Below are 20227 nucleotides of genomic sequence, written 5' to 3' on the forward strand. Positions count from 1 at the left end.
GAAGACCAGGCAGGCGTACATCAGGCCCATCAGCACGGTGGCCGCGGCGAGTCCTCCGAAGCCTCCCTTGGAGAGGCCGATGTTCCAGCCGGAGTGGACAGAGGTTCTGTCCGGGCGCCCCGCCCGCGGTGATCAGTGGCGCGGGTCGAGACGGTGCACACCGCCGTCGACGGTTCCGACGTAGAGCGTGCGGCCGTCGGGGTCGACGGCCAGTCGGGTGGTGTCGGTGTTCTGGAGGCCGGTGGAGATGTTCTGCCAGCTCCGGCCGTGGTCGGTGCTGCGCAGTACGCCGCGGCCACCCTGCAGGAGGCCGCTGGCCCCGGAGCGTGTGGTGGCCGCGTAGAGCGTGTCCCCGACCCGGAGCAGGTCGGAGACATGGATCGCCGGAGCGCCGGTGTCCGAGGTGCGGAAGCTCCGGCCGCCGTCGGTGCTGACGCGGATGCTCTCGCCGCCGACGACCAGACGCCGGCCGTCGAGGTCGATCGCGGTCACAGGGCCGTCGGCGACCTTGGTGACGGTCACCCCGCCGTCGTCCGACCGGTAGAGACCGGCGGTGTTGCCGAGCCACAGGCGCCGCGGATCGGCTGGGTCGCCCACGACGGTGTTGAAGGCGCGGTCGTGGTAGAGGTTCTTCCAGGTCGCGCCGCCGTCACCGGTGGCGAACAGCCCCTCGCCGAGAAGGCTCCGGAAGCCGACCAACACCCGGTCCGGGTCGGCGGGGTGGACCAGCAGCGCCGTCGGCACCTCCGCCGAACTGCCCCTCTTCTCCCAGCTGTTGCCGCCATCGTCGCTGCGCTCGACGGTGAACGCGCCGTACGCGGTGCGCCGTACCTTCCAGACCACCTTCGGATCCTTGGCCGACACGGCGAGTTGCGGGACGCCGACGCCCCGCATGCCCTCGCCGCCCGACCGGCCCCATTCCGGGCCCGCGACGGGAAGAGCGGTGCGGTGGACCCCGCTTTCGGTGGCGGCGAGCAGCCGGCCGTCACTGACCGCGAGATCGTTGACGGTCAGTCCCTGGACGCCGATCCGCCGGTACCCGGTACCGTCCGCGGCACCCCGGTAGAGACCGTCCTGCTCGCCGGCGACGGTCACGGAGCCGTCGGCCCAGCGGTCGTAGTCCACCGGGACCGCCGCCCGCGACGGCCCGGCGACCGTGGTCCAGGTCCGCCCGTGGTCGCGGCTGAGCCGGCCGCTGCCGGACAGTGTGATGAGGTACAGGTCGTCGCCCGAGAAGGTCGGGCGCAGGCCGCCCTCCGCCATGGGCAGCAGCGTGGCCCAGGTCTTCCCGCCGTCATGGGAGCCGACGACTCCCCGGCCCGCGACGTACACCGCCACGACCGAGGAGTTGGCGGCCGGTGCGCTGACCGTTCCCTCGGACGGCTCGAAGAGCAGACGCGCCTCGCCGGGGTTGCCCGAGCCGATGCCGGATCGGGCCCACACACCGTGGTACGTCGTCAGGTAGAGGGTGTCACCGGTGACCGCGGCGGCGGTGACGGTGCCCGTGACACCGGTCGGATACGTCGTCCAGTCGTCGCCCGCGTCCGTGCTGACCAGCAGCGCGTCCGAGGTGACCGCGACCAGGGTGCGGGTCTGCTCGTCGGCGGCGAGCGCCGCGATGCGGGTGTCCGGGACATCGAGCGTGCGCCAGGTACGCCCGTTGTCGTCGGTGCGCAGGACGGCACCCCGGCGGCTGCCGTCGTGGACGCTGTTCACGGCGTACCACCAACGGTCGGGGTTCTGCGCGTCCACCACGAGCGGACCCGTGCCGTCCGCGACGGGCAGCCGGCCCAACTGGCGCCAGGAGGCGCCGTTGTCGGTGGTCAGCCAGGGAGCCGCCTTCTGGTACTGGGTGAGGACGGCCTGCTTCGGCCGGCTCGACGAGAGGGCGACGGAACCGGCCTCGCTGTTGGGGCCGACCGGCTCCCAGCGGTCCCCGCGGCTGTCGACCGGGGTGACCTCGAATGCACTGGTGCCGGTGAGCAGTTGCCCGGTGGAGGCGGTGCCGCGTACCGAGACCCGGTAGGCACCGGCCACGCTGCCGGTCACCTGGGCCCGGTAGTAGCCGGTGGCGGGGTCGAGGGTGGCGGTGAGCCCGACGGGCCTGCCGCGCGGCGGGGTGACGGTGACGACCGGCGGTGCGGCCAGCCGGGACGGCGGGGCGACGTGCACGGTCGAGTGACCGTCGCTCGGGTCGGGTGCGGCCTGGACTGCCAGCTGCCGGACGGCGAGCAGATAGGGCACCCTGATCGCCGGTCCCCGGTCGGGGGTCGCCGTGAGACGGCCGCCGATGTCGGTGTCGGCGGCGGGCCGGGCGACGCGCAGCGAGACCGTGACGGTCGTGGCCCTCCCGGCCGGAACGGTGACCCGCCTCGGCCAGACCTTCGCCGGACCGTCGGTCCGCAGCGAGGCGGTGACCGGCCGTTCGCCGGGGTTGTGCAGCGTCACCTTCGCGGTGCCGCCCACCTGACGCCGGGACAGGTCGGCGAGGCCGAACGACACCGAGGCCGGTGAGGCGCTGACCGCGGCCGAGGCGGCCGCCGCCACATCGAGCCGGCCCGCGCCTCCCGTGGTGGGCCCGGTGCCGCTCAGCGGCTTCGCGGTGCCGATCAGCTCCGCCTTGATCTCGGCGGGCGTCCGGCCGGGGTGCAACTGGCGCAGCAGGGCCGCGGCACCGGCGACGTGCGGGGCCGCCATCGACGTACCCGACATGCGGTACTGGCCCGGCCCGTAAAGGGACGTGGACATGGTGGAGCGGATCTCCACGCCCGGGGCGACCAGATCGGGCTTCAGACGGAAGCCCTGCGTGGGGCCGCGCGAGGAGAAGGAGGCGATCTTGTCGGTGGTGTCGGTGCCCCGCAGTGTCACCGAGACCTTCCCCGCGGCGAGCCGGCTGCTCAGCTCCTGGTACTGGGTCGAGTCGATGCCCATGACCACCAGGCGGTCCATGCGCAGCGAGTCGCCGGAGGCGTCGATCCGCGCGGGCGACGACGGCACTTCGGTCACTCCCGGCTCGGGGTTCACCTCCGGCGGCCGGATCCCGTCCGGCGCACCGGCGGCGAGGACCGGGCCGTCGTTGGAGGGCAGCCCCGCCAGCACGGCGATCGCTCCGCGCTTCTCCGCCTCCCGCGCCCACTCCACGGCGCTCGCCGTCAAGTACTGGGCGCTGGAGGCGACGAGCATCTGCGCCCGCACGATCTTTCCGCGTACGTCGCCGACCCGCTTCCAGTCCTCGGGAGTGCCCTCGCCGACATCGACGAGCGACGCCGTGACCGGGGCCTTCGGCGGGTTCGCGGACAGGATGCCGCGGTAGCTCTGGATCAACTCGGGTTTCCGGCCCGCCAGATAGGCGCTGGGCAGCCGCAGATTGCTCGTCGAGGCGCCGACCGAGAGCACACCGTCGGCCGTACCGGGGCTGCTGACCGTACCTGCTCCCGGCCCGTCGTTTCCGGCCGCCGCCACCACGACGACACCGGCTCGTACGGCCGCCGTCGCGGCCCGGCCCAGCGGATCGGTTCCGTCACCGGGGCCGCCGAGGCTCATGTTGATGACATCGGCGCGGTGCGGGTTGGCCGGGTCGGAGGCCGCCTCCAGTCCGGCGATGATGTCCGAGGTGTAGCCGGATCCGTCGGCGTCCATCACCTTGTACGCCAGCAGATTCGCGCCGGGCGCCACACCCGTGACGCCGCCCTTTTCGGCGGCCTTGCCCGCGACGATGCCGGCGACGTGGGTCCCGTGGCCGTTGTCGTCCATCGGGTCCTCGTCGCCGTTGACGAAGTCGTGCCCGCCGACGACCTTGTGGCCCTTGCCGAGTCCGCCACCCAGGTCGGGGTGGGTGTAGTCCACCCCGCTGTCCAGGATCGCGACGGTGGTCCCGCTGCCGTTGACGCGGCCCCCGGCGGGGTCCTTGCGCTGCCATACATCGGGTGCGCCGATCAGCGGCACGCTCGCGTCCGTCTTCGTCAGCACCCGGGTGTCGGGGCGGACGGCGGTGACGCCCGGCAGCGCGGACAGCCGCCCCACCTCGGACGCGGGCACCGTCATCGCCACGGCATCGACGAGCAGGCCCAGTCGGCGGGTCGCCGAGGGGTGGAGCCCGGCGCGTCTCACCGAGCCGAGGAAGGTCTCCTGCCGCGCGTCGATCGCCCGGCGGGCGGCACCGACGTCGCGGGCGGCCCCGGCGGACAGCAGTGAGCCGCCGGGCGCGGCGGTGACCGCGGGGTTGCGGGACAGTTCGACGAGCACTCGTTGCGACGGGTCGTGGGTGGACGCGTCGGCGGCAGCCGGTGTCGCCGCCAGCGTGCCGGCGAGCACGACGGCGGCGAGAGCGGCATGACGCGGTCTTTGTGACTTCATTGCCATGCGTAAAAGTCCTAGTGGTGAGGGCACTTGACGCACAATGGATCTTCGAGGCCCATTGCTGCCGCTGGCACAAGTGGGCCACCATCCGTCCATGACTCCCGAAACACCGGCACTCGCGGCGGCAGGCATCGACCCGTTCGACGAGAGCGTCTACCGCGCCGTCCTGACCCGGCGTACGGCGGCGCCCGCCGAACTCACCGCGGATCTCGGCGCTTCGGCCGATCGGATCGCCCGTGCGCTGGACCGGCTCCGCGACCACGGGCTGGTGGGGCGGCTCGCCGGCACCCGCCGCCGGTACGCCGCGATCGAGCCGGGGGCCGCCGTCGAGGCCCTGGTGCGGGCCAGGAGCAACGAGCTGGAGCGGGTGCGTTCGGCGGCCGGCGAGCTGTCCCGGCTGTTCGCCGCCGCGCGCACCGGTGCGACCGACGAGGACGAGGTGGAGATCACCACCGGCAGAGAGGCGCTCGGCCGCTGGTTCGTCCGTCTCCAGCAGGAGGCCCACGAGGACGTGATGACCCTGGACCGGCCGCCGTACGCCCTGACCACCTCCAACCCGGTGGAGGCGACGGCGCTCGGCCGCGGCGTACGGTACCGGGCGGTCTACGCCCCCGAGGCCCTGGAGTGGCCGGGTGTCATCGGCGACATCCGTGAACTGGTCCGGCACGGCGAACAGGCCCGCGTGCTGCCCGGACTCGGCATCAAACTCGCCATCGCCGACCGCAGGCTGGCCCTGATGCCGCTCTCCCTCGACCTCGACGACGTCCGCGCCGCGGTGATCCGGCCGTCCACCCTGCTCGATGCCCTCACCGACTACTGGGAGCTGTGCTGGAAGCAGGCCCTGCCCCTCGATGCCCCCGCCGAGGACCCCCTCGGCGAGGAGGACCGCCTCGTACTCACCCTCCTGGTCAGCGGCCTCAAGGACGAGGCGATAGCCCGCCAGCTCGGCTGGTCCGTCCGCACCATGCGGCGCCGCATCAGCCGCCTGCACGAGCTCCTCGGCGCCGCCAACCGCTTTCAGGCCGGGGTGATCGCGGCCCGCCGCGGCTGGCTGTGAGCCCTCGTGCCGGGCGCGGCACGAGGGGATGTGGTTCCGGCACGCGCCGCATGCCTGCACAATTCGGTCTGTGATTGATGAAGATCCGTATCTGTGGCTGGAAGACGTAGAGGGCGAGGCCGCGCTCGAATGGGTGGCCGAGCGGAACGCCGAGACGGAGGCGGCACTGGCCGCCGACGCCGGGTTCGCCCCTCTGAAGGAGCGGCTGCGGGAGGTGCTGGACGCCTCGGACCGCATCCCCTACGCCGTCCGGCACGGAGCGTTCCTCTACAACTTCTGGAAGGACGCCGAGCACGTACGCGGGGTGTGGCGGCGTACGACGCCGGAGCAGTACCGCAAGGACGCCCCCGAGTGGGAGGTCCTTCTCGACATCGACGCGCTCGCCGCGGCGGAGAGCGAGAAGTGGATGTGGGCGGGCGCGCGTCTGCGCCGCCCGGACCACGAGCGGGCGCTGGTGTGTCTGTCCCGCGACGGCGGTGACGCCGTTGTGGTCCGCGAGTACCACCTCGCCACCCGGGCCTTCGTCGAAGGCGGATTCCAGGTGGGGGAGGCGAAGACACAGATCGAGTGGTCCGACGCCGACACCGTCTTCATCGGCACGGACTTCGGGCCGGGCTCACTGACCGACGCCGGCTATCCGCGTACGATCCGCAAGTGGCGACGCGGCACGCCGCTGGAAGAGGCCACCCTGGTCTTCGAGGCCGGGACGGGGGACGTGGCGGCCTGGAGCCGGCACGACACCACACCCGGATTCGAGCGGGACTTCGTCGCCCGGTGGCTGGACTTCTTCCGCAGCGAGATGTTCCTGCTGACCCCGGACGCCGGGCTCGTCAGGATCGACGTCCCCGACGACGCCGATGCCTACGCCCATCGACGGCACCTGATCGTCAATCCGAAGTCCGACTGGCTCGGACAGCCCGCGGGCTCCCTGCTGGCGTTCGACTTCGATGCCTTCCTGGCGGGCGACCGCACCGTGGAGGTGCTGTTCACCCCGGACGAGCGAACGGCTCTGTCCAGGCACTCCTGGACCCGCCACCATCTGATCCTGGAGACGATGCGAGACGTCAGCACCCGCATCGAGGTCCTTACCCCCGGTCCCGGAGGCGGGTGGGCACGCAGTCCGCTCGCGGACGTCCCGGCGCTGTCCGCGGTCACGGTCGTCGACACGGACCCGGACGTCTCCGACGAGTACTTCCTGGACGTGTCGGGGTTCTTGCAGCCGCCCACCCTCCACCACGGGCGGATCGGCGCCGACTCGGAGATCCTCAAGCAGACTCCGGCCCGCTTCCCGACGGACGGCCTGGCGGTCGAGCAGTTCTTCGCGACCTCCCCGGACGGCACGCGAGTGCCGTACTTCGTGATCGGCCCCGCTGGATCCCCCGACGGCCCCGGCCCCGTCCTGCTCCACGGCTACGGCGGCTTCGAGGTCTCTCTCACCCCCTCCTACGACGCGGTGACGGGGCGGGCATGGCTGGAGCGCGGCGGCACATACGTGGTCGCGAACATCCGGGGCGGCGGCGAGTACGGACCGGACTGGCACCAGGCCGCGCTGGGCGCGGACCGGCCGCGGGCCTACGAGGACTTCGCGGCCGTCGCCACCGACCTCGTTACGCGCGGCATCACCACCCCGGCCATGCTGGGCGCCACGGGAGCAAGCAACGGCGGGCTGCTCATGGGCGCGATGCTCACCCGCTACCCGCACCTGTTCGGCGCGATCGTCGTACAGGTGCCGCTGCTGGACATGCTCCGCTTCCACCAGCTCCTCGCGGGCGCGTCCTGGACCGCCGAATTCGGCAACCCGGAAACCGAGGCCGATCGCCCCCACCTCCGTGAACTCTCCCCGTACCACCGGCTCACCGCGGACCGGGACTACCCGCCCGTTCTGCTGACGACCTCCACCCGTGACGACCGCGTCCACCCCGGCCACGCCCGCAAGGCTGCCGCACGGCTGCGCGAGCTCGGTCACCCGGTCCTGTTCCACGAGAACACCGGCGGCGGACACGCGGGCGCCGGCAACAACGAAGAGTCCGCCCACAACAAGGCCCTGGTGCACACCTTCCTGTGGCGACACCTCACCCGAGCGGCGCCGCCGGCCACGGCCTGACCGGGCCGGGCCCGCCCACCGGCCGGACCGCGGGACGACGCTACTTTCGAAACACGCCCTGGTGAAGGCCGCTTCGGGGGCGAGGCCGCGAAGTCGGCGTAGCGATCGGGCGGTTGCAGAAGCTCGCGACGAACGTACCCTGGATCGCCACCCACAGTGCGGCGCCCTGCAGAATATGCATCCACGGTCCAGGCGCTCACGGAAGTCGTCCGACGCACCGGCCTGCCGGCCACCGTGCTCGACGCGATCGTGGACGACCACGTCCGTCTCGCGCCCATTCCCTCTCGGCCCACCGCTGCCCGCCCGTGTCGCAAGCCTGCTGCGTCGGGAGAGCGCCTACGAGAGCGCCGCCGTGCGCCTTCTCCCGGCTCGCCCACGACCTGGTCCGTGCGCGCGGCTATGCGCCGGCCTGAGAACCCGTGCCGTCGGCGGCATACCGGATACGGACGTCAGGTGATGAGAGAATTGAGGACATGACAGGGTCTGGGGACTTCGAGCCCGAGTCGGAGCGGGTCACGCGCCAGTTGCGTGACGAAATCATCGACGGCGTGCGTGAGCCGGGCAGCAAACTCGTCGAGCGCGAGCTCGCCGCGGAGCTCGGTGTGAGCAGGCTGCCCGTCCGGGAGGCTCTGAAGGCGCTGGTCACCGAGGGGCTGGTCACGCCGAGGCCGCGGACCTGGGCCGTCGTGCGGGAGTTCACACCGGCGGACATCGAGGACCTCGCCGAGGTCCGGGCGGCCCTGGAGACACTGACCTTCCGGCTCGCCGCCCAACGGCGCACCCGCGTGGGACTGGAGAAGCTCCGCGCGGATCTCGACGCCGAGCTGAGAGCGGCGGAGAAGGGCGATGCGGTACGGGCCCACCGGGCCGCCGCCGACTTCCACGAGACGGTCACCGCGCTGGCCGACAACGAACTCCTGAACGAGCTCCAGGCCGCCCTCCGCAGCAGGATGCGCTGGCTGCTGGGGCAGCACGACGACCTGACGAGCGTCGCGCGGGAGCACGAGGGCCTGTACAAGGCGATCGCGGAGCGTGATGTCGCGCGGGTCGAAAAGCTGGCCGGCGAACACCTGGTGACAGGTCGCAACGCGGCAGCAGCGCGACGCAAGAACCGGAGCTGATCCGCCGGCCCTTCAAGCACCTCGTGACCAATTGCGAATGTGTGCAATAAGGGTGCAGGAGTGGCCACCTGGCCCATGCCCGATCAGGGCCGGACAGTAGAGTTCGGCTGCGTCATCCCCTGAACACCGAGGTACCGGCCGTGACTCTCGCTCCACCCGAACAACCCGTCCCACCTGCGGTGACCGTCGTGGGAATCGGCGCCGACGGATGGGCGGGGCTGACCGGCGCGGCGCGCACGGAGCTCGTCGAAGCACAGGTCCTCATCGGCGGTGCGCGGCAACTTGCCCTGCTCCCACCGCCCTGCCGGGGACAACGGGTGCCGTGGCCCTCGCCGTTGCGGCCCGCCGTCCCCGGCCTGCTCGCCGCACACGCCGGGAGCAGGATCGCCGTACTCGCCAGCGGCGACCCGATGTTCTACGGCATCGGCCGAGCCCTGACCGAAGTGCTCGGCGCCGGTGTACCGAGGATCCTGCCCCACCCGTCGTCCGTCTCCTACGCCTGTGCCCGGATCGGCTGGCCACTGGAGGACACCGAGGTCGTCACCCTGGTCGGCCGCCCCGCCGCCCGGCTGGCCGCCGCGCTGCACGACGGCCGACGGGTACTGGTCCTCAGCGCCGACGCCGACACCCCGGCCGCGGTGGCCGGACTGCTGAGCGAACAGGGATTCGGCCCGAGCCGGCTGCGCGTGCTCGAACAGCTCGGCGGAGCGGACGAGGCATGCGTGGAGGGCACCGCGGACCACTGGCCGCACCCACCGGGCGACCCGCTGAACGTCATCGCGATCGACTGCCGCCGCACCCCCGGAACACTGCGCCTCGGCGCCGTCCCCGGTCTCCCCGACGAGGCGTACGAACACGACGGGCAGCTCACCAAGCGGCACATCCGGGCCGCGACCCTCGGGGTGCTCGCCCCCGCACCCGGCGAACTCCTGTGGGACATCGGCGGAGGCTCGGGATCCATCGCGATCGAGTGGATGCGCAGCCACCCGTCCTGCCGCGCGATCACCGTGGAACGCGACCCGGCACGGGCCGGACGCATCGAGCGCAACGCCGGCCGTCTCGGTGTCCCGGCGCTGCGCGTGGTCACCGGCCGGGCCCCCGGAAGCCTGGCCGAACTTCCCACGCCCGACGCCGTGTTCATCGGCGGCGGACTGACCGCGCCCGGCCTCCTCGACACCTGCTGGAATGCTCTGCCGCCCGGCGGACGCCTGGTCGCCAACACGGTCACGCTGGAGTCCGAGGCACTGCTCGCCGGGGCACACCGCAGGTACGGCGGCGAACTGGTCCGGCTCGCGGTCGCGCACGCCGTACCGGTCGGCGGCTTCACCGGCTGGCGGCAGGCCATGCCCGTCACCCAGTGGTCCGTACGCAAACCCTCAGCCAGTACCGATGCGGAACGCTCGACAGAGCCCGCGCAAGACCCAGGAGACAACAGATGACCGTGTACTTCATCGGCGCGGGCCCCGGGGCCGCCGACCTGATCACCGTGCGCGGCGCCCGCACACTCGCCTCCTGCCAGGTGTGCCTGTACGCGGGCAGCCTGGTGCCCCGGGAACTGCTCGCCGAATGCCCCCCGGACGCCCGCCTGGTGGACACCGCACAGCTCGACATCGACCGGATCACCGCCGAGCTGACGGCCGCGCACCGGGCCGGCCACGACGTGGCCCGGCTGCACTCGGGAGACCCCTCGGTGTTCAGCGCGGTCAACGAGCAGATGCGCCGGCTCGACGAGGCCGGGGTGCCCTACGAAGTGGTGCCCGGCGTACCCGCGTTCGCGGCCGCCGCGGCGGCGCTCAAGCGGGAATTGACCGTGCCGACCGTCGGCCAGACCGTCATCCTCACCCGGATCGCCCACCGGGCGACCGCGATGCCGGAGGGCGAGGACCTGGCCACGCTGGGCCGCAGCGGCGCCCTGATCGTGCTGCACCTCGCCGCCCGGTACGCGGACCGCGTCGTCGGGGAACTGGTGCCGCACTACGGGGCAGACTGCCCGGCCGCCGTCGTGGCGCTGGCCTCACGCCCGGACGAGATCGTCCTGCGCGGAACCCTCGGCACCATCGCCGAGCAGGTGAAGGAGGCGGGCGTGATCCGTACCGCCGTCATCATGGTCGGCCGCACCCTGGGTGCCGAGCAGTTCCACGACAGCCACCTCTACTCGCCCGGACGCGAACGCCACGTCTGCTGACGGCGCCACCGCACCGACCGGGCGGCCGGTCAGCGCACGCTGCTGCGCCCGACGACGACCCCCGCCCGGTCGATGCAGATGACGTCGACGGCGACCGGCGCACCCCGCAGCACCGACAGCGCCTGGTCCCGCGCCGCCACGGCCACCAGGTCCCCGAGCGGCACATCCCGCGCGAGACACGACCGGAGAGCCGCGAGACCCGTGTTCGCGACCGCCACCTCGCCCGCCAGGGCCTCGTCCGCACCGCCCCGCCGGGCCAGCCCGGCCAGGAAGGGCTTGTCGACCTGGGACCGCGCGGAGTGCAGATCGAGGTGCCCGGCGGCCAGCTTCGACAGCTTCGCGAAACCGCCGCAGACCGTCAGCCGGTCCACCGGGTGACGGCGTACGTACTTCAGCACCGCCCCCGCGAAGTCCCCCATGTCGAGCAGCGCGAGCTCCGGCAGCCCGTACTCGGCCACCACGGTCCTCTCCGACGTGGAACCCGTGCACCCCGCCACATGGGTGTGTCCGGCCGCACGGGCCACGTCCACACCGCGGCGGATCGAGTCGATCCACGCCGAGCAGGAGTACGGCACCACGACACCGGTCGTGCCGAGGATCGACAGGCCGCCCAGGATGCCGAGGCGCGGGTTCCAGGTGGAGCGGGCGATCTCCTCGCCGTCGTCCACCGACACGGTCACCTCGACGTCCCCCGAGCCCCGGTGATCCGCGGCGACCCGCGCGATGTGGTCGCGGAGCATCTGGCGCGGCACGGGATTGATCGCCGGTTCCCCGACGTCGAGCGGCAGCCCGGGAAGAGTGACCGTGCCCACTCCGGGACCGGCCCGGAACACCACACCCGAGCCCGGCGGCAGCCGTCGTACGGTCACCCGGACCAGAGCGCCGTGCGTCACATCGGGGTCGTCGCCCGCGTCCTTGACGACCCCGGCCGTCGCCCGTCCCTGGGCCAGCTCCTCCACCGCCAGCGCGAAAGCGGGCGTCTGTCCCTTGGGTAGGGTGATCGTCACCGGGTCGGGGAAGTCACCCGTCAGCAGGGCCGTGTACGCGGCGGTCGCCGCCGCGGTCGCACAGGCCCCGGTGGTCCAGCCGGGCCGCAGACCGGTGTGCTTCAACTGGGCGCTGCGCCCGCCCTCGGTCTCACCCATGGATGGATCCGATGCATGTACTCGTACTCGGCGGCACGACGGAGGCCCGTCGCCTCGCCGAGTTGCTGGTGGAAGTGCTCCCGGCCGGTGCCGGGCTGACGAGTTCGCTCGCCGGACGTGTCGTCGGCCCGAGGCTTCCGCCGGGCGAGGTCCGCATCGGTGGCTTCGGGGGAGCCGACGGGCTCGCCGCATGGCTGCGCACGCACCAGGTGGACGCGCTCATCGACGCCACCCATCCTTTCGCAGGGACGATCAGTTTCAATGCGGCCGCCGCAGCCGCTGCCGCCCATGTTCCCCTGCTCGCCGTGCGCCGGCCCGGGTGGGTGCCCGGCGAGGGCGACGACTGGCATGCGGCCGGGTCCCTCGCCGAGGCGGCGGCGGCCCTGCCCGCGCTGGGCCGGCGTGTGTTCCTCACGACGGGCCGGATGGGGCTGGCCGCCTTCGCCGGCCTGGACGAGCTGTGGTTCCTGATGCGTTCGGTGGACGCCCCCGAACCGCCGTACCCCGCCAGGATGGAGACCCTGCTCGACCGGGGCCCGTTCACCCTGGACGGAGAGCGCGAGCTGATCCGCCGTCATCGCATCGACGTCGTCGTCACCAAGGACAGCGGAGGTGCCGCCACAGCCCCCAAACTCACCGCGGCACGCGAGGCGCGGATCCCGGTGGTGGTGGTGGGGCGGCCGCCCGTGCCCGAGGGCATCCCGGTCGTCGAAGGCCCGGAACCTGCCGTGGACTGGCTCCGCGAACACATCCTCCACCGCATGCGGCCGACGGCCGGCCCGGCTCAGTCCTCCGGATAGCGGCGGGGCGTCCAGACGATCTGCTGCCCGTCACCGCGCCGCACCCAGCGGGTCTGCGAGGACCCGACGAGCAGGATCGTGCGCATGTCGACCTCGGCGGGGTCGAGATCGCCCAGCCGTACGGTCCGCACGTTCTCGGCGGGCCCGCCCACATCGCGGCCGAGCACCACGGGGGTGTCCGGCGAGCGGTGTTCGAGCAGCAGGTCGCGGGCCTTGCCGACCTGCCAGGTGCGGCTGCGCGAACCGGGGTTGTACAGCGCGAGCACCAGATCCGCCGTCGCCGCCGCGCGCAGCCGCTCCGCGATCACCTCCCACGGCTTGAGCCGGTCGGAGAGCGAAATCGTCGCGTAGTCGTGGCCCAGCGGCGCACCCGCGCGGGCGGCGGCGGCGTTGGCGGCCGTCACCCCCGGCAGCACCCGCACCGGCACCTGCGCGTACTCCTCCTGCGAGGCCATCTCCAGGACGGCCGTCGCCATGGCGAAGACCCCGGGGTCGCCCCCGGACACCACGGCCACCCGCCGTCCGCGCCGGGCCAGGTCGAGGGCGAACTCGGCACGCTCCGACTCGACCTTGTTGTCCGAGCCGTGGCGCACCTGCCCCGGCCGGACCGGAACCCGGTCCAGATACGTGGTGTAGCCGACCAGGTCGTCGGCGGCGGCCAGCGCCCCGCGGGTCTCGGGGGTCAGCCAGAGCGGCCCGGCCGGTCCGGTGCCGACCACGGTCACCTCACCGCCCTCCGGGGCGCGTTCGGGACGCGGCGCTCCGACCCTGCTGGGCAGGACCGCGACCGCGAAGTACGGCACCGAATCGGCGTCGACCTCGGCCAGCTCGCCCACGCGCTCCCCGGCCATCGTGGCGCGCTCCACGTAACGCGCCTCGGACAGCCGCCCGGACGTCTCGAAGGCGCGGCGCACGGCGGGGAAGGTACGTCCCAGCTTCATGACCACGGCGGCGTCGGTGGCGGCGAGACGGGCGGTCAGCTCCTCCTGAGGCAGGGTGCCGGGCAGGATGGTCAGCACCTCCTCGCCCTCGACGAGCGGGGTCCCGAGCCGCGCGGCGGCCGCGCTGACCGAGGTGACTCCCGGGATCACTTCGGTCGGGTAGCGGTCGGCGAGCCGTTTGTGCATGTGCATGTACGAGCCGTAGAAGAGCGGGTCGCCCTCGGCCAGCACCGCGACCGTGCGACCGGCGTCCAGATGCGCCGCCAGACGGGCCGCTGCCTCGGCGTAGAACTCCTCCATCGCCCCCCGGTAGCCGCCCGGGTGGTCCGTGGTCTCCGTCGTGACGGGGTAGACCAGCTGCTCCTCGACATGGTCGGCACGGATGTGCTTCGCCGCGATGGACCGGGCGATGGACCGTCCGTGCCGGGCGCTGTGGTACGCGACGACATCGGCCTCGGCGATGATCTCCACCGCGCGTACGGTCATCAGAGCCGGATCGCCGGGTCCGAGCCCGACCCCGTACAGCCGGCCCCTCTGCTGCTCGCTCACGTCTACTCCTCCTCGCTGGCGATCGCGTTGAGGGCGGCGGCCGCTATGGCGCTGCCGCCGCGACGGCCCCGGACGATCAGATGCTCCAGCCCGGAGGGGTGCGCGGCCAGAGCTTCCTTGGACTCGGCGGCACCGATGAAGCCGACCGGCACGCCGATGACCGCGGCGGGGCGCGGCGCGCCCTCCTCGATCATCTCCAGCAGCCGGAACAGTGCGGTCGGTGCGTTCCCGACGGCGACGACCGCGCCTTCCAGCCGGTCGCGCCACAGCTCCAGGGCGGCCGCGCTGCGAGTGGTGCCCAACTCCTTCGCGAGCCCGGGCACCGCCGGGTCGGACAAGGTGCACACCACCTCGTTGTCCGCGGGCAGTCGCTTGCGGGTGACACCGCTGGCGACCATGGCCACATCGCACAGGATGGGCGCGCCGGCCCGCAGAGCGGCGCGGGCGCGGGCGACGGCGTCCGGGGTGAAAGAGAGATCACGGACGAGGTCGACCATCCCGCAGGCGTGGATCATGCGGACCGCGACCCGGCTCACATCGGCGGGCAGGCCTGCGAGATCCGCCTCTGCGCGGATCGTGGCGAAGGACTGGCGATAGATCGCCGGTCCGTCCTTCTCGTACTGGTGCACAGTGCGCTCTCTTCCTCGGGCGTGCAACGTCGGGTACAGGGAGTGGGAGTACGGGGTGTCAGCCGCGCGTGCGGCGGGCCGCGGCCACCGCGGCGGCGAGCCCGTCGGGACTGCCGGGGACGTTCACGGGGGCGCCCCGCTCCTCGCCCAGCACGAGGGAGATCCGGTGCCCGTCCGGGGTGGCGACGACATCGACCCACTCGCCGCGGGGGTGTCCGCAGCGGCGTTCGCACCCGGACCAGTACACCGGCAGCAGCCCCGCGCCCCCCGCCGCGGCCGCCGCCTGGGCCCGCACATCGGCCAGCGACTTCGCACAGCCGGGCCGGCCGATACAGGCACCGACCCCGGTCCAGGGGGAGTCGGGGCCGACGACGAGACCGGTGGCCCCCAGTCCGTCCAGCAACCGAGCGGCCTGCCGCCGCTCCACCCCCGGTACGACGACCCCGCGCCACGGTGTCAGCCGCAACTCACCGCTGCCGCGGTGCCGGGCCGTCTCCGTCAGCGACCGCCACTGTGCCGGGGCGATACGTCCCAGGGGGATGCCGACCGACAGCGCGGCCCCGTCCTGCGGGCCGGTCACGACGCCGGGCGCGGGGCCGTCCGAGCTCCGCGGACAGGCACGGTCCTCGGTGGACACGGTGCAGGGCCCCGCTTCCCGCAACCTTCGTACGACCTCGTCGAAGAGGGATCCGGCGCCGCCGGGCAGATCCGGCACACGCCAGGCACCAGTGCCCGATGCCTGCTCCAGGAAGGTCTCGGCCGCCAGGAGGGCGGCCCGCGGCCCCCGTGCGCCCGGTATCCGTACGGTGGTCCGGGCCGTGCCGATCCGCAGCAACGCCGTTCCGTCGCCCTGCGCCAGCAGCGTCACATCGCCGCCCAGCGCGTCCACATCGCCACGGCCGTCGTCGAGCACGAACAAGAACCTGCCCGACAGACCCGCCGTCCCGTCGCCCGCGCACAGCAGCGTGTCCAGCTCGGACAGCCAGGGGCCGACGTCCCGTGCGCCCAGGCCGTCGAGCCCCGAGAGCGGCGATGCCACGATGTTGCGTATCCGCTCGTGGCGTGCGGAGGGCAACAGCCCCGTCTCGCCCAGCCGGTCGGCCAGTTCGGCTCCGCAGTCCGGGCCCAGCCCGCGCAACTGGACGTTGCCGCGCGAAGTGAGATGCAATTCACCATCGCCCAGACTCTCCGCCAGCGCCCCCAGGGCGTCCGCCTGTACCGCCGTCAGCAGACCACCGGGAACCCGGACACGGGCCAGCGCTCCGTCGTCCGCCCGGTGCAGCCGCAGCGTGCCGGGGCAGGCGTCACCGCGGTCCCGGGCAGACGGGTCTCCCGGCGGTGAAGGCGAAGTGGCAGGTCGGGGCATGGCGGCGAGCATACCGACCATCCGACCGTATCCGTATGTCCTCCACCAGTTGACCGGCCCTTACTATGCCTAGTGACGAGCCATCCGGCACGTCGTCGCCACAGACGGCGACAGGGGAGGAAGTCCGGTGCGATTCCGGCACGGTCCCGCCACTGTGAGCCCGGCCACGGCCTGGCAAGTCAGGAACTCCTTTCCCCGAACGCTCGAACCCGTTCGAGCAGGGGAGCTTCATTCCGACACCGCCCGGGGCGTGGACACCCCGAGGAAGGCCCGACGCCGCATGATCCTGCTCCTGTCGACGTCCGACACCGACCTGCTCAGTGCCCGCGCCTCGGACGGCCCGGTCTCCTACCGCTACGCCAACCCCTCCCGCCTCCCGCTCCAGGACCTGCCCGAACTCCTCGACGGCGTCGACCTGGTCGTCGTACGGCTCCTCGGCGGTGTGCGCGCCTGGCAGGACGGACTCGACCAAGTGCTCGCCACCGGACGCCCCGTCGTCGTCCTCACCGGCGAACAGGCCCCCGACGCCCAGCTGATGGCCGCCTCGACGGTGCCCATCGGCATCGCAGCCGAGGCCCACGCCTATCTGGCCCACGGCGGGCCCGCCAACCTGGACCAGCTCGCCCGCTTCCTCTCCGACACCGTGCTGCTCACCGGCCACGGCTTCGCACCGCCCGCCCCGGCACCCTCCTGGGGCCCGCTGGAGCGCACCCCCCGGCGCACCGACGGCCCGGTCGTCGCCGTGCTCTACTACCGCGCCCACCACATGAGCGGCAACACCGCGTTCATCGAGGCGCTCTGCCGTGCCGTCGAGGACGCGGGAGCCCGCGCGCTGCCGCTGTACGTCGCCTCACTGCGCACCCCCGAACCCGAACTCATCGAAGCGCTGCGCGCCGCCGACGCGATCGTGACCACCGTCCTCGCCGCGGGCGGCACCCGGCCCGCCGAGGCCTCGGCCGGCGGCGACGACGAGTCCTGGGACGCGGGCGTCCTCAGCGGCCTCGACGTACCCATCCTCCAGGCCCTCTGCCTCACCGGTTCACGCACCGACTGGGAAGGCAACGACGAAGGAGTCTCCCCGCTCGACGCTGCCAGCCAGATCGCGGTCCCCGAGTTCGACGGCCGCCTGATCACCGTGCCGTTCTCGTTCAAGGAGATCGACGAGGACGGCCTGCCCGCGTACGTCGCCGACACCGAGCGCGCCGCCCGCGTCGCCGGGATCGCCGTCCGCCACGCCCGGCTGCGCCACATCCCGGCCGCCGAGAAGCGGATCGCGCTCGTCCTGTCCGCGTACCCGACCAAGCACTCCCGGATCGGCAACGCCGTCGGGCTGGACACCCCGGCCAGCGCCGTCGCCCTGCTGCGCCGACTGCGCGCCGAGGGATACGACTTCGGTACGCAGGAGGTCCCCGGCCTCGTGTCGGGCGACGGCGACGAGCTGATCCGCGCGCTGATCGAGGCGGGCGGCCACGACCAGGAGTGGCTCACCGAGGAGCAGCTGGCCCGCAACCCGGTCCGCATCCCGGCCGCCGACTACCGGCGCTGGTACGCGACCCTCCCGGCCGAGCTCCGCGAAGCCGTCGAGCAGCACTGGGGCCCCGCCCCGGGCGAGATGTTCGTGGACCGGTCGGGCAACCCGGACGGCGACATCGTGCTCGCCGCCCTGCGCCACGGCAATCTGCTCATCCTCATCCAGCCGCCGCGCGGCTTCGGCGAGAACCCGATCGCGATCTACCACGACCCCGATCTGCCGCCCTCGCACCACTACCTGGCCGCCTACCGCTGGATCGCCGCCCGCGCCGACGACAACGGCTTCGGCGCCGACGCGGTGATCCACCTCGGCAAGCACGGCAACCTGGAGTGGCTGCCCGGCAAGAACGCCGGTCTCTCCGCCGCCTGCGGCCCCGACGCCGCTCTCGGCGACCTTCCGCTGATCTACCCGTTCCTGGTCAACGACCCGGGCGAGGGCACGCAGGCCAAGCGCCGCGTGCACGCCACCCTCGTCGACCACCTCGTACCACCGATGGCGCGCGCCGACAGCTACGGGGACATCGCCCGGCTCGAGCAACTCCTGGACGAGCACGCCCAGATCGCGGCGATGGACCCGGCGAAGCTCCCGGCGATCCGCGCACAGATCTGGACCCTGATCCAGGCCGCCAGGCTCGACCACGACCTGGGACTCGAAGAGCGCCCGCAGGACGAGGGCTTCGACGAGTTCATCATGCATCTCGACGGCTGGCTCTGTGAGATCAAGGACGCCCAGATCCGCGACGGCCTGCATGTCCTGGGCGGTGCCCCGGCCGGCGCCGACCGGGTCAACCTCGTCCTCGCGATCCTGCGCGCCCGCCAGATCTGGGGCGGTACGGCCTCCCTGCCGGGTCTGCGCGAGGCGTTGGGACTCGACGAGTCCGCCGCGACCCGCGTCACCGCCGACGAGGCCGAGGAGCGGGCCCGCGCCCTGGTCCAGGCGATGGAGGACGCGGACTGGTCCCCGGACGCCGTCGTCGAGGTGGCCGCCGGGCACCCGCGGGCGGTCGCCGACGTCCTCGGCTTCGCGGCCCGCGAGGTGGTGCCGCGGCTGGCCGCCACGACCGGCGAACTCGACCACACCCTGCACGCGCTGGACGGCGGATTCGTCCCCGCCGGACCCTCCGGTTCCCCGCTCCGCGGCCTGGTCAACGTCCTGCCGACCGGCCGCAACTTCTACTCCGTCGACCCCAAGGCCGTACCCTCACGCCTGGCCTGGGAGACCGGCCAGGCCCTGGCCGACTCGCTCCTGGAGCGCTACCGCACCGACAACGGCGACTGGCCCACCTCGGTCGGCCTGTCCCTGTGGGGCACCAGCGCGATGCGGACCGCCGGTGACGACGTCGCCGAAGCCTTCGCCCTGCTCGGCGTCCGCCCGGTGTGGGACGACGCCTCGCGCCGCGTCACCGGCCTGGAGGCGATCCCGCCGGCCGAACTCGGCCGCCCGCGCATCGACGTCACCCTGCGCATCAGCGGGTTCTTCCGCGACGCCTTCCCGCACACCATCGGCCTGCTCGACGACGCCGTCCGCCTCGTCGCCTCTCTGGACGAGCCCGCCGAGCAGAACCATGTACGCGCCCACACGCAGGCCGACCTGGCTGCCCATGGCGACGAACGCCGCGCCACCACCCGTATCTTCGGCTCCCGCCCCGGTACGTACGGCGCCGGTCTGCTCCAGCTCATCGACTCCCGCGACTGGCGCACCGACGCGGACCTCGCCGAGGTGTACACGGTGTGGGGCGGCTACGCCTACGGACGCGAACTCGACGGCCGCCCGGCCCGTGAGGAGATGGAGACGGCGTACCAGCGGATCGCGGTCGCGGCCAAGAACACCGACACCCGCGAACACGACATCGCCGACTCGGACGACTACTTCCAGTACCACGGCGGCATGGTGGCCACCGTCCGCGCCCTGCGCGGCACCGCCCCTGAGGCGTACATCGGTGACTCCACCCGCCCCGAGACGGTCCGCACCCGCACCCTGGTGGAGGAGACCTCGCGGGTCTTCCGCGCCCGGGTGGTGAACCCCAAGTGGATCGAGGCCATGCGACGGCACGGCTACAAGGGGGCCTTCGAACTGGCTGCCACCGTCGACTACCTCTTCGGCTACGACGCGACGACGGGCGTGGTCGCCGACTGGATGTACGACAAGCTCACCGAGACGTACGTGCTGGACCCGACCAACCGCGCGTTCCTCCAGCAGGCCAACCCCTGGGCGCTGCACGGCATCGCGGAACGCCTCCTGGAGGCTGAGTCCCGCGGCATGTGGGCCGAGCCCGACCCGGCGGTCCTCGAAGCGCTGCGCCAGGCGTACCTGGAGACGGAGGGCAGCCTGGAGGGCGAGGACTGACGCCCCGGGGCCGGCGTCGATGCCGCACATTCTCCATAAACCCAAACCTCGAGCGGGCGGCGCCGCAAGCCCCTCAGCCCCCAGAAACACATGG

At 72.8% G+C, this 20227-nt stretch carries 12 protein-coding genes and 1 riboswitch; of the genes, 7 read left to right on the top strand and 5 right to left on the bottom strand.

Annotated elements, in window-relative coordinates:
* Positions 1 to 132: 132 nt before the first annotated feature.
* Positions 133 to 4362 (bottom strand): S8 family serine peptidase, encoded by a 4230-nt coding sequence (locus tag ACWCQ6_RS30795; protein ID WP_451094774.1) that lies wholly within the window; start codon positions 4360 to 4362, stop codon positions 133 to 135.
* A gap of 91 nt (positions 4363 to 4453) precedes the next feature.
* Between ACWCQ6_RS30795 and ACWCQ6_RS30800 the strand changes: the two genes are divergently transcribed.
* From ACWCQ6_RS30800 to cobM, 5 genes are all read left to right on the top strand, one after another.
* Entirely contained in the window at positions 4454 to 5416 is a 963-nt protein-coding gene (locus ACWCQ6_RS30800; protein WP_451094776.1) for a helix-turn-helix domain-containing protein, read from the top strand.
* Positions 5417 to 5444: 28 nt separating this feature from the next.
* Positions 5445 to 7520 (top strand): prolyl oligopeptidase family serine peptidase, encoded by a 2076-nt coding sequence (locus tag ACWCQ6_RS30805; protein ID WP_451094778.1) that lies wholly within the window; start codon positions 5445 to 5447, stop codon positions 7518 to 7520.
* Positions 7521 to 7993: 473 nt separating this feature from the next.
* Positions 7994 to 8641, top strand: a complete 648-nt coding sequence (locus ACWCQ6_RS30810; protein WP_451094780.1) for a GntR family transcriptional regulator — start codon at positions 7994 to 7996, stop codon at positions 8639 to 8641.
* A 140-nt stretch (positions 8642 to 8781) separates the two neighbouring features.
* Positions 8782 to 10080, top strand: coding sequence for a precorrin-6y C5,15-methyltransferase (decarboxylating) subunit CbiE (gene cbiE / locus ACWCQ6_RS30815; RefSeq protein ID WP_451094782.1), 1299 nt, complete (start codon positions 8782 to 8784; stop codon positions 10078 to 10080).
* Positions 10077 to 10826 carry a precorrin-4 C(11)-methyltransferase gene (gene cobM / locus ACWCQ6_RS30820; RefSeq protein WP_451094784.1) on the top strand — a complete coding sequence of 250 codons (750 nt, stop codon included), beginning with the start codon at positions 10077 to 10079 and terminating at the stop codon, positions 10824 to 10826. Before cbiE ends, cobM begins: the two co-directional genes overlap by 4 nt.
* A gap of 29 nt (positions 10827 to 10855) precedes the next feature.
* Here the strand turns inward: cobM and ACWCQ6_RS30825 are convergent, their stop codons facing one another.
* Positions 10856 to 11971, bottom strand: coding sequence for a cobalt-precorrin-5B (C(1))-methyltransferase (locus ACWCQ6_RS30825; RefSeq protein ID WP_451094786.1), 1116 nt, complete (start codon positions 11969 to 11971; stop codon positions 10856 to 10858).
* Positions 11972 to 11982: 11 nt separating this feature from the next.
* Between ACWCQ6_RS30825 and ACWCQ6_RS30830 the strand changes: the two genes are divergently transcribed.
* Positions 11983 to 12771 carry a cobalt-precorrin-6A reductase gene (locus ACWCQ6_RS30830; RefSeq protein WP_451094788.1) on the top strand — a complete coding sequence of 263 codons (789 nt, stop codon included), beginning with the start codon at positions 11983 to 11985 and terminating at the stop codon, positions 12769 to 12771.
* On the opposite strand, the gene ACWCQ6_RS30835 is transcribed toward ACWCQ6_RS30830, so the two are convergent.
* Genes ACWCQ6_RS30835 through cobG form a run of 3 tightly spaced genes read right to left on the bottom strand, consistent with a single transcriptional unit; the run spans position 12756 to position 16268 of the window.
* On the bottom strand, positions 12756 to 14261 hold the full coding sequence (locus ACWCQ6_RS30835) for a precorrin-2 C(20)-methyltransferase (RefSeq protein ID WP_451094790.1): 1506 nt from the start codon (positions 14259 to 14261) through the stop codon (positions 12756 to 12758). The two genes, ACWCQ6_RS30830 and ACWCQ6_RS30835, sit on opposite strands and share 16 nt — an antisense overlap.
* 2 nt (positions 14262 to 14263) lie before the next feature.
* A complete protein-coding gene (locus ACWCQ6_RS30840; protein WP_451094792.1) occupies positions 14264 to 14890 on the bottom strand; it encodes a precorrin-8X methylmutase in 627 nt (208 codons plus the stop codon).
* A 58-nt stretch (positions 14891 to 14948) separates the two neighbouring features.
* On the bottom strand, positions 14949 to 16268 hold the full coding sequence (gene cobG, locus ACWCQ6_RS30845) for a precorrin-3B synthase (RefSeq protein WP_451094796.1): 1320 nt from the start codon (positions 16266 to 16268) through the stop codon (positions 14949 to 14951).
* A gap of 70 nt (positions 16269 to 16338) precedes the next feature.
* Positions 16339 to 16465, top strand: a riboswitch (cobalamin riboswitch).
* A gap of 71 nt (positions 16466 to 16536) precedes the next feature.
* On the opposite strand from cobG, the gene cobN reads away from it, so the two are divergent.
* The gene (gene cobN / locus ACWCQ6_RS30850) at positions 16537 to 20133 is read left to right on the top strand and encodes a cobaltochelatase subunit CobN (RefSeq protein WP_451094794.1); all 3597 of its coding nucleotides are present in this window, start codon (positions 16537 to 16539) and stop codon (positions 20131 to 20133) included.
* Positions 20134 to 20227 lie beyond the last annotated feature (94 nt).

Source organism: Streptomyces sp. NPDC001880, from assembly GCF_053594575.1.

Coding starts and splice junctions, on each gene's coding strand:
- ACWCQ6_RS30795 (WP_451094774.1), bottom strand. CDS start 4,362: ATGGCAATGAAGTCACAAAGACCGCGTCATGCCGCTCTCGCCGCCGTC.
- ACWCQ6_RS30800 (WP_451094776.1), top strand. CDS start 4,454: ATGACTCCCGAAACACCGGCACTCGCGGCGGCAGGCATCGACCCGTTC.
- ACWCQ6_RS30805 (WP_451094778.1), top strand. CDS start 5,445: ATGTGGTTCCGGCACGCGCCGCATGCCTGCACAATTCGGTCTGTGATT.
- ACWCQ6_RS30810 (WP_451094780.1), top strand. CDS start 7,994: ATGACAGGGTCTGGGGACTTCGAGCCCGAGTCGGAGCGGGTCACGCGC.
- cobM (WP_451094784.1), top strand. CDS start 10,077: ATGACCGTGTACTTCATCGGCGCGGGCCCCGGGGCCGCCGACCTGATC.
- ACWCQ6_RS30825 (WP_451094786.1), bottom strand. CDS start 11,971: ATGGGTGAGACCGAGGGCGGGCGCAGCGCCCAGTTGAAGCACACCGGT.
- ACWCQ6_RS30830 (WP_451094788.1), top strand. CDS start 11,983: ATGCATGTACTCGTACTCGGCGGCACGACGGAGGCCCGTCGCCTCGCC.
- cobG (WP_451094796.1), bottom strand. CDS start 16,268: ATGCTCGCCGCCATGCCCCGACCTGCCACTTCGCCTTCACCGCCGGGA.
- cobN (WP_451094794.1), top strand. CDS start 16,537: ATGATCCTGCTCCTGTCGACGTCCGACACCGACCTGCTCAGTGCCCGC.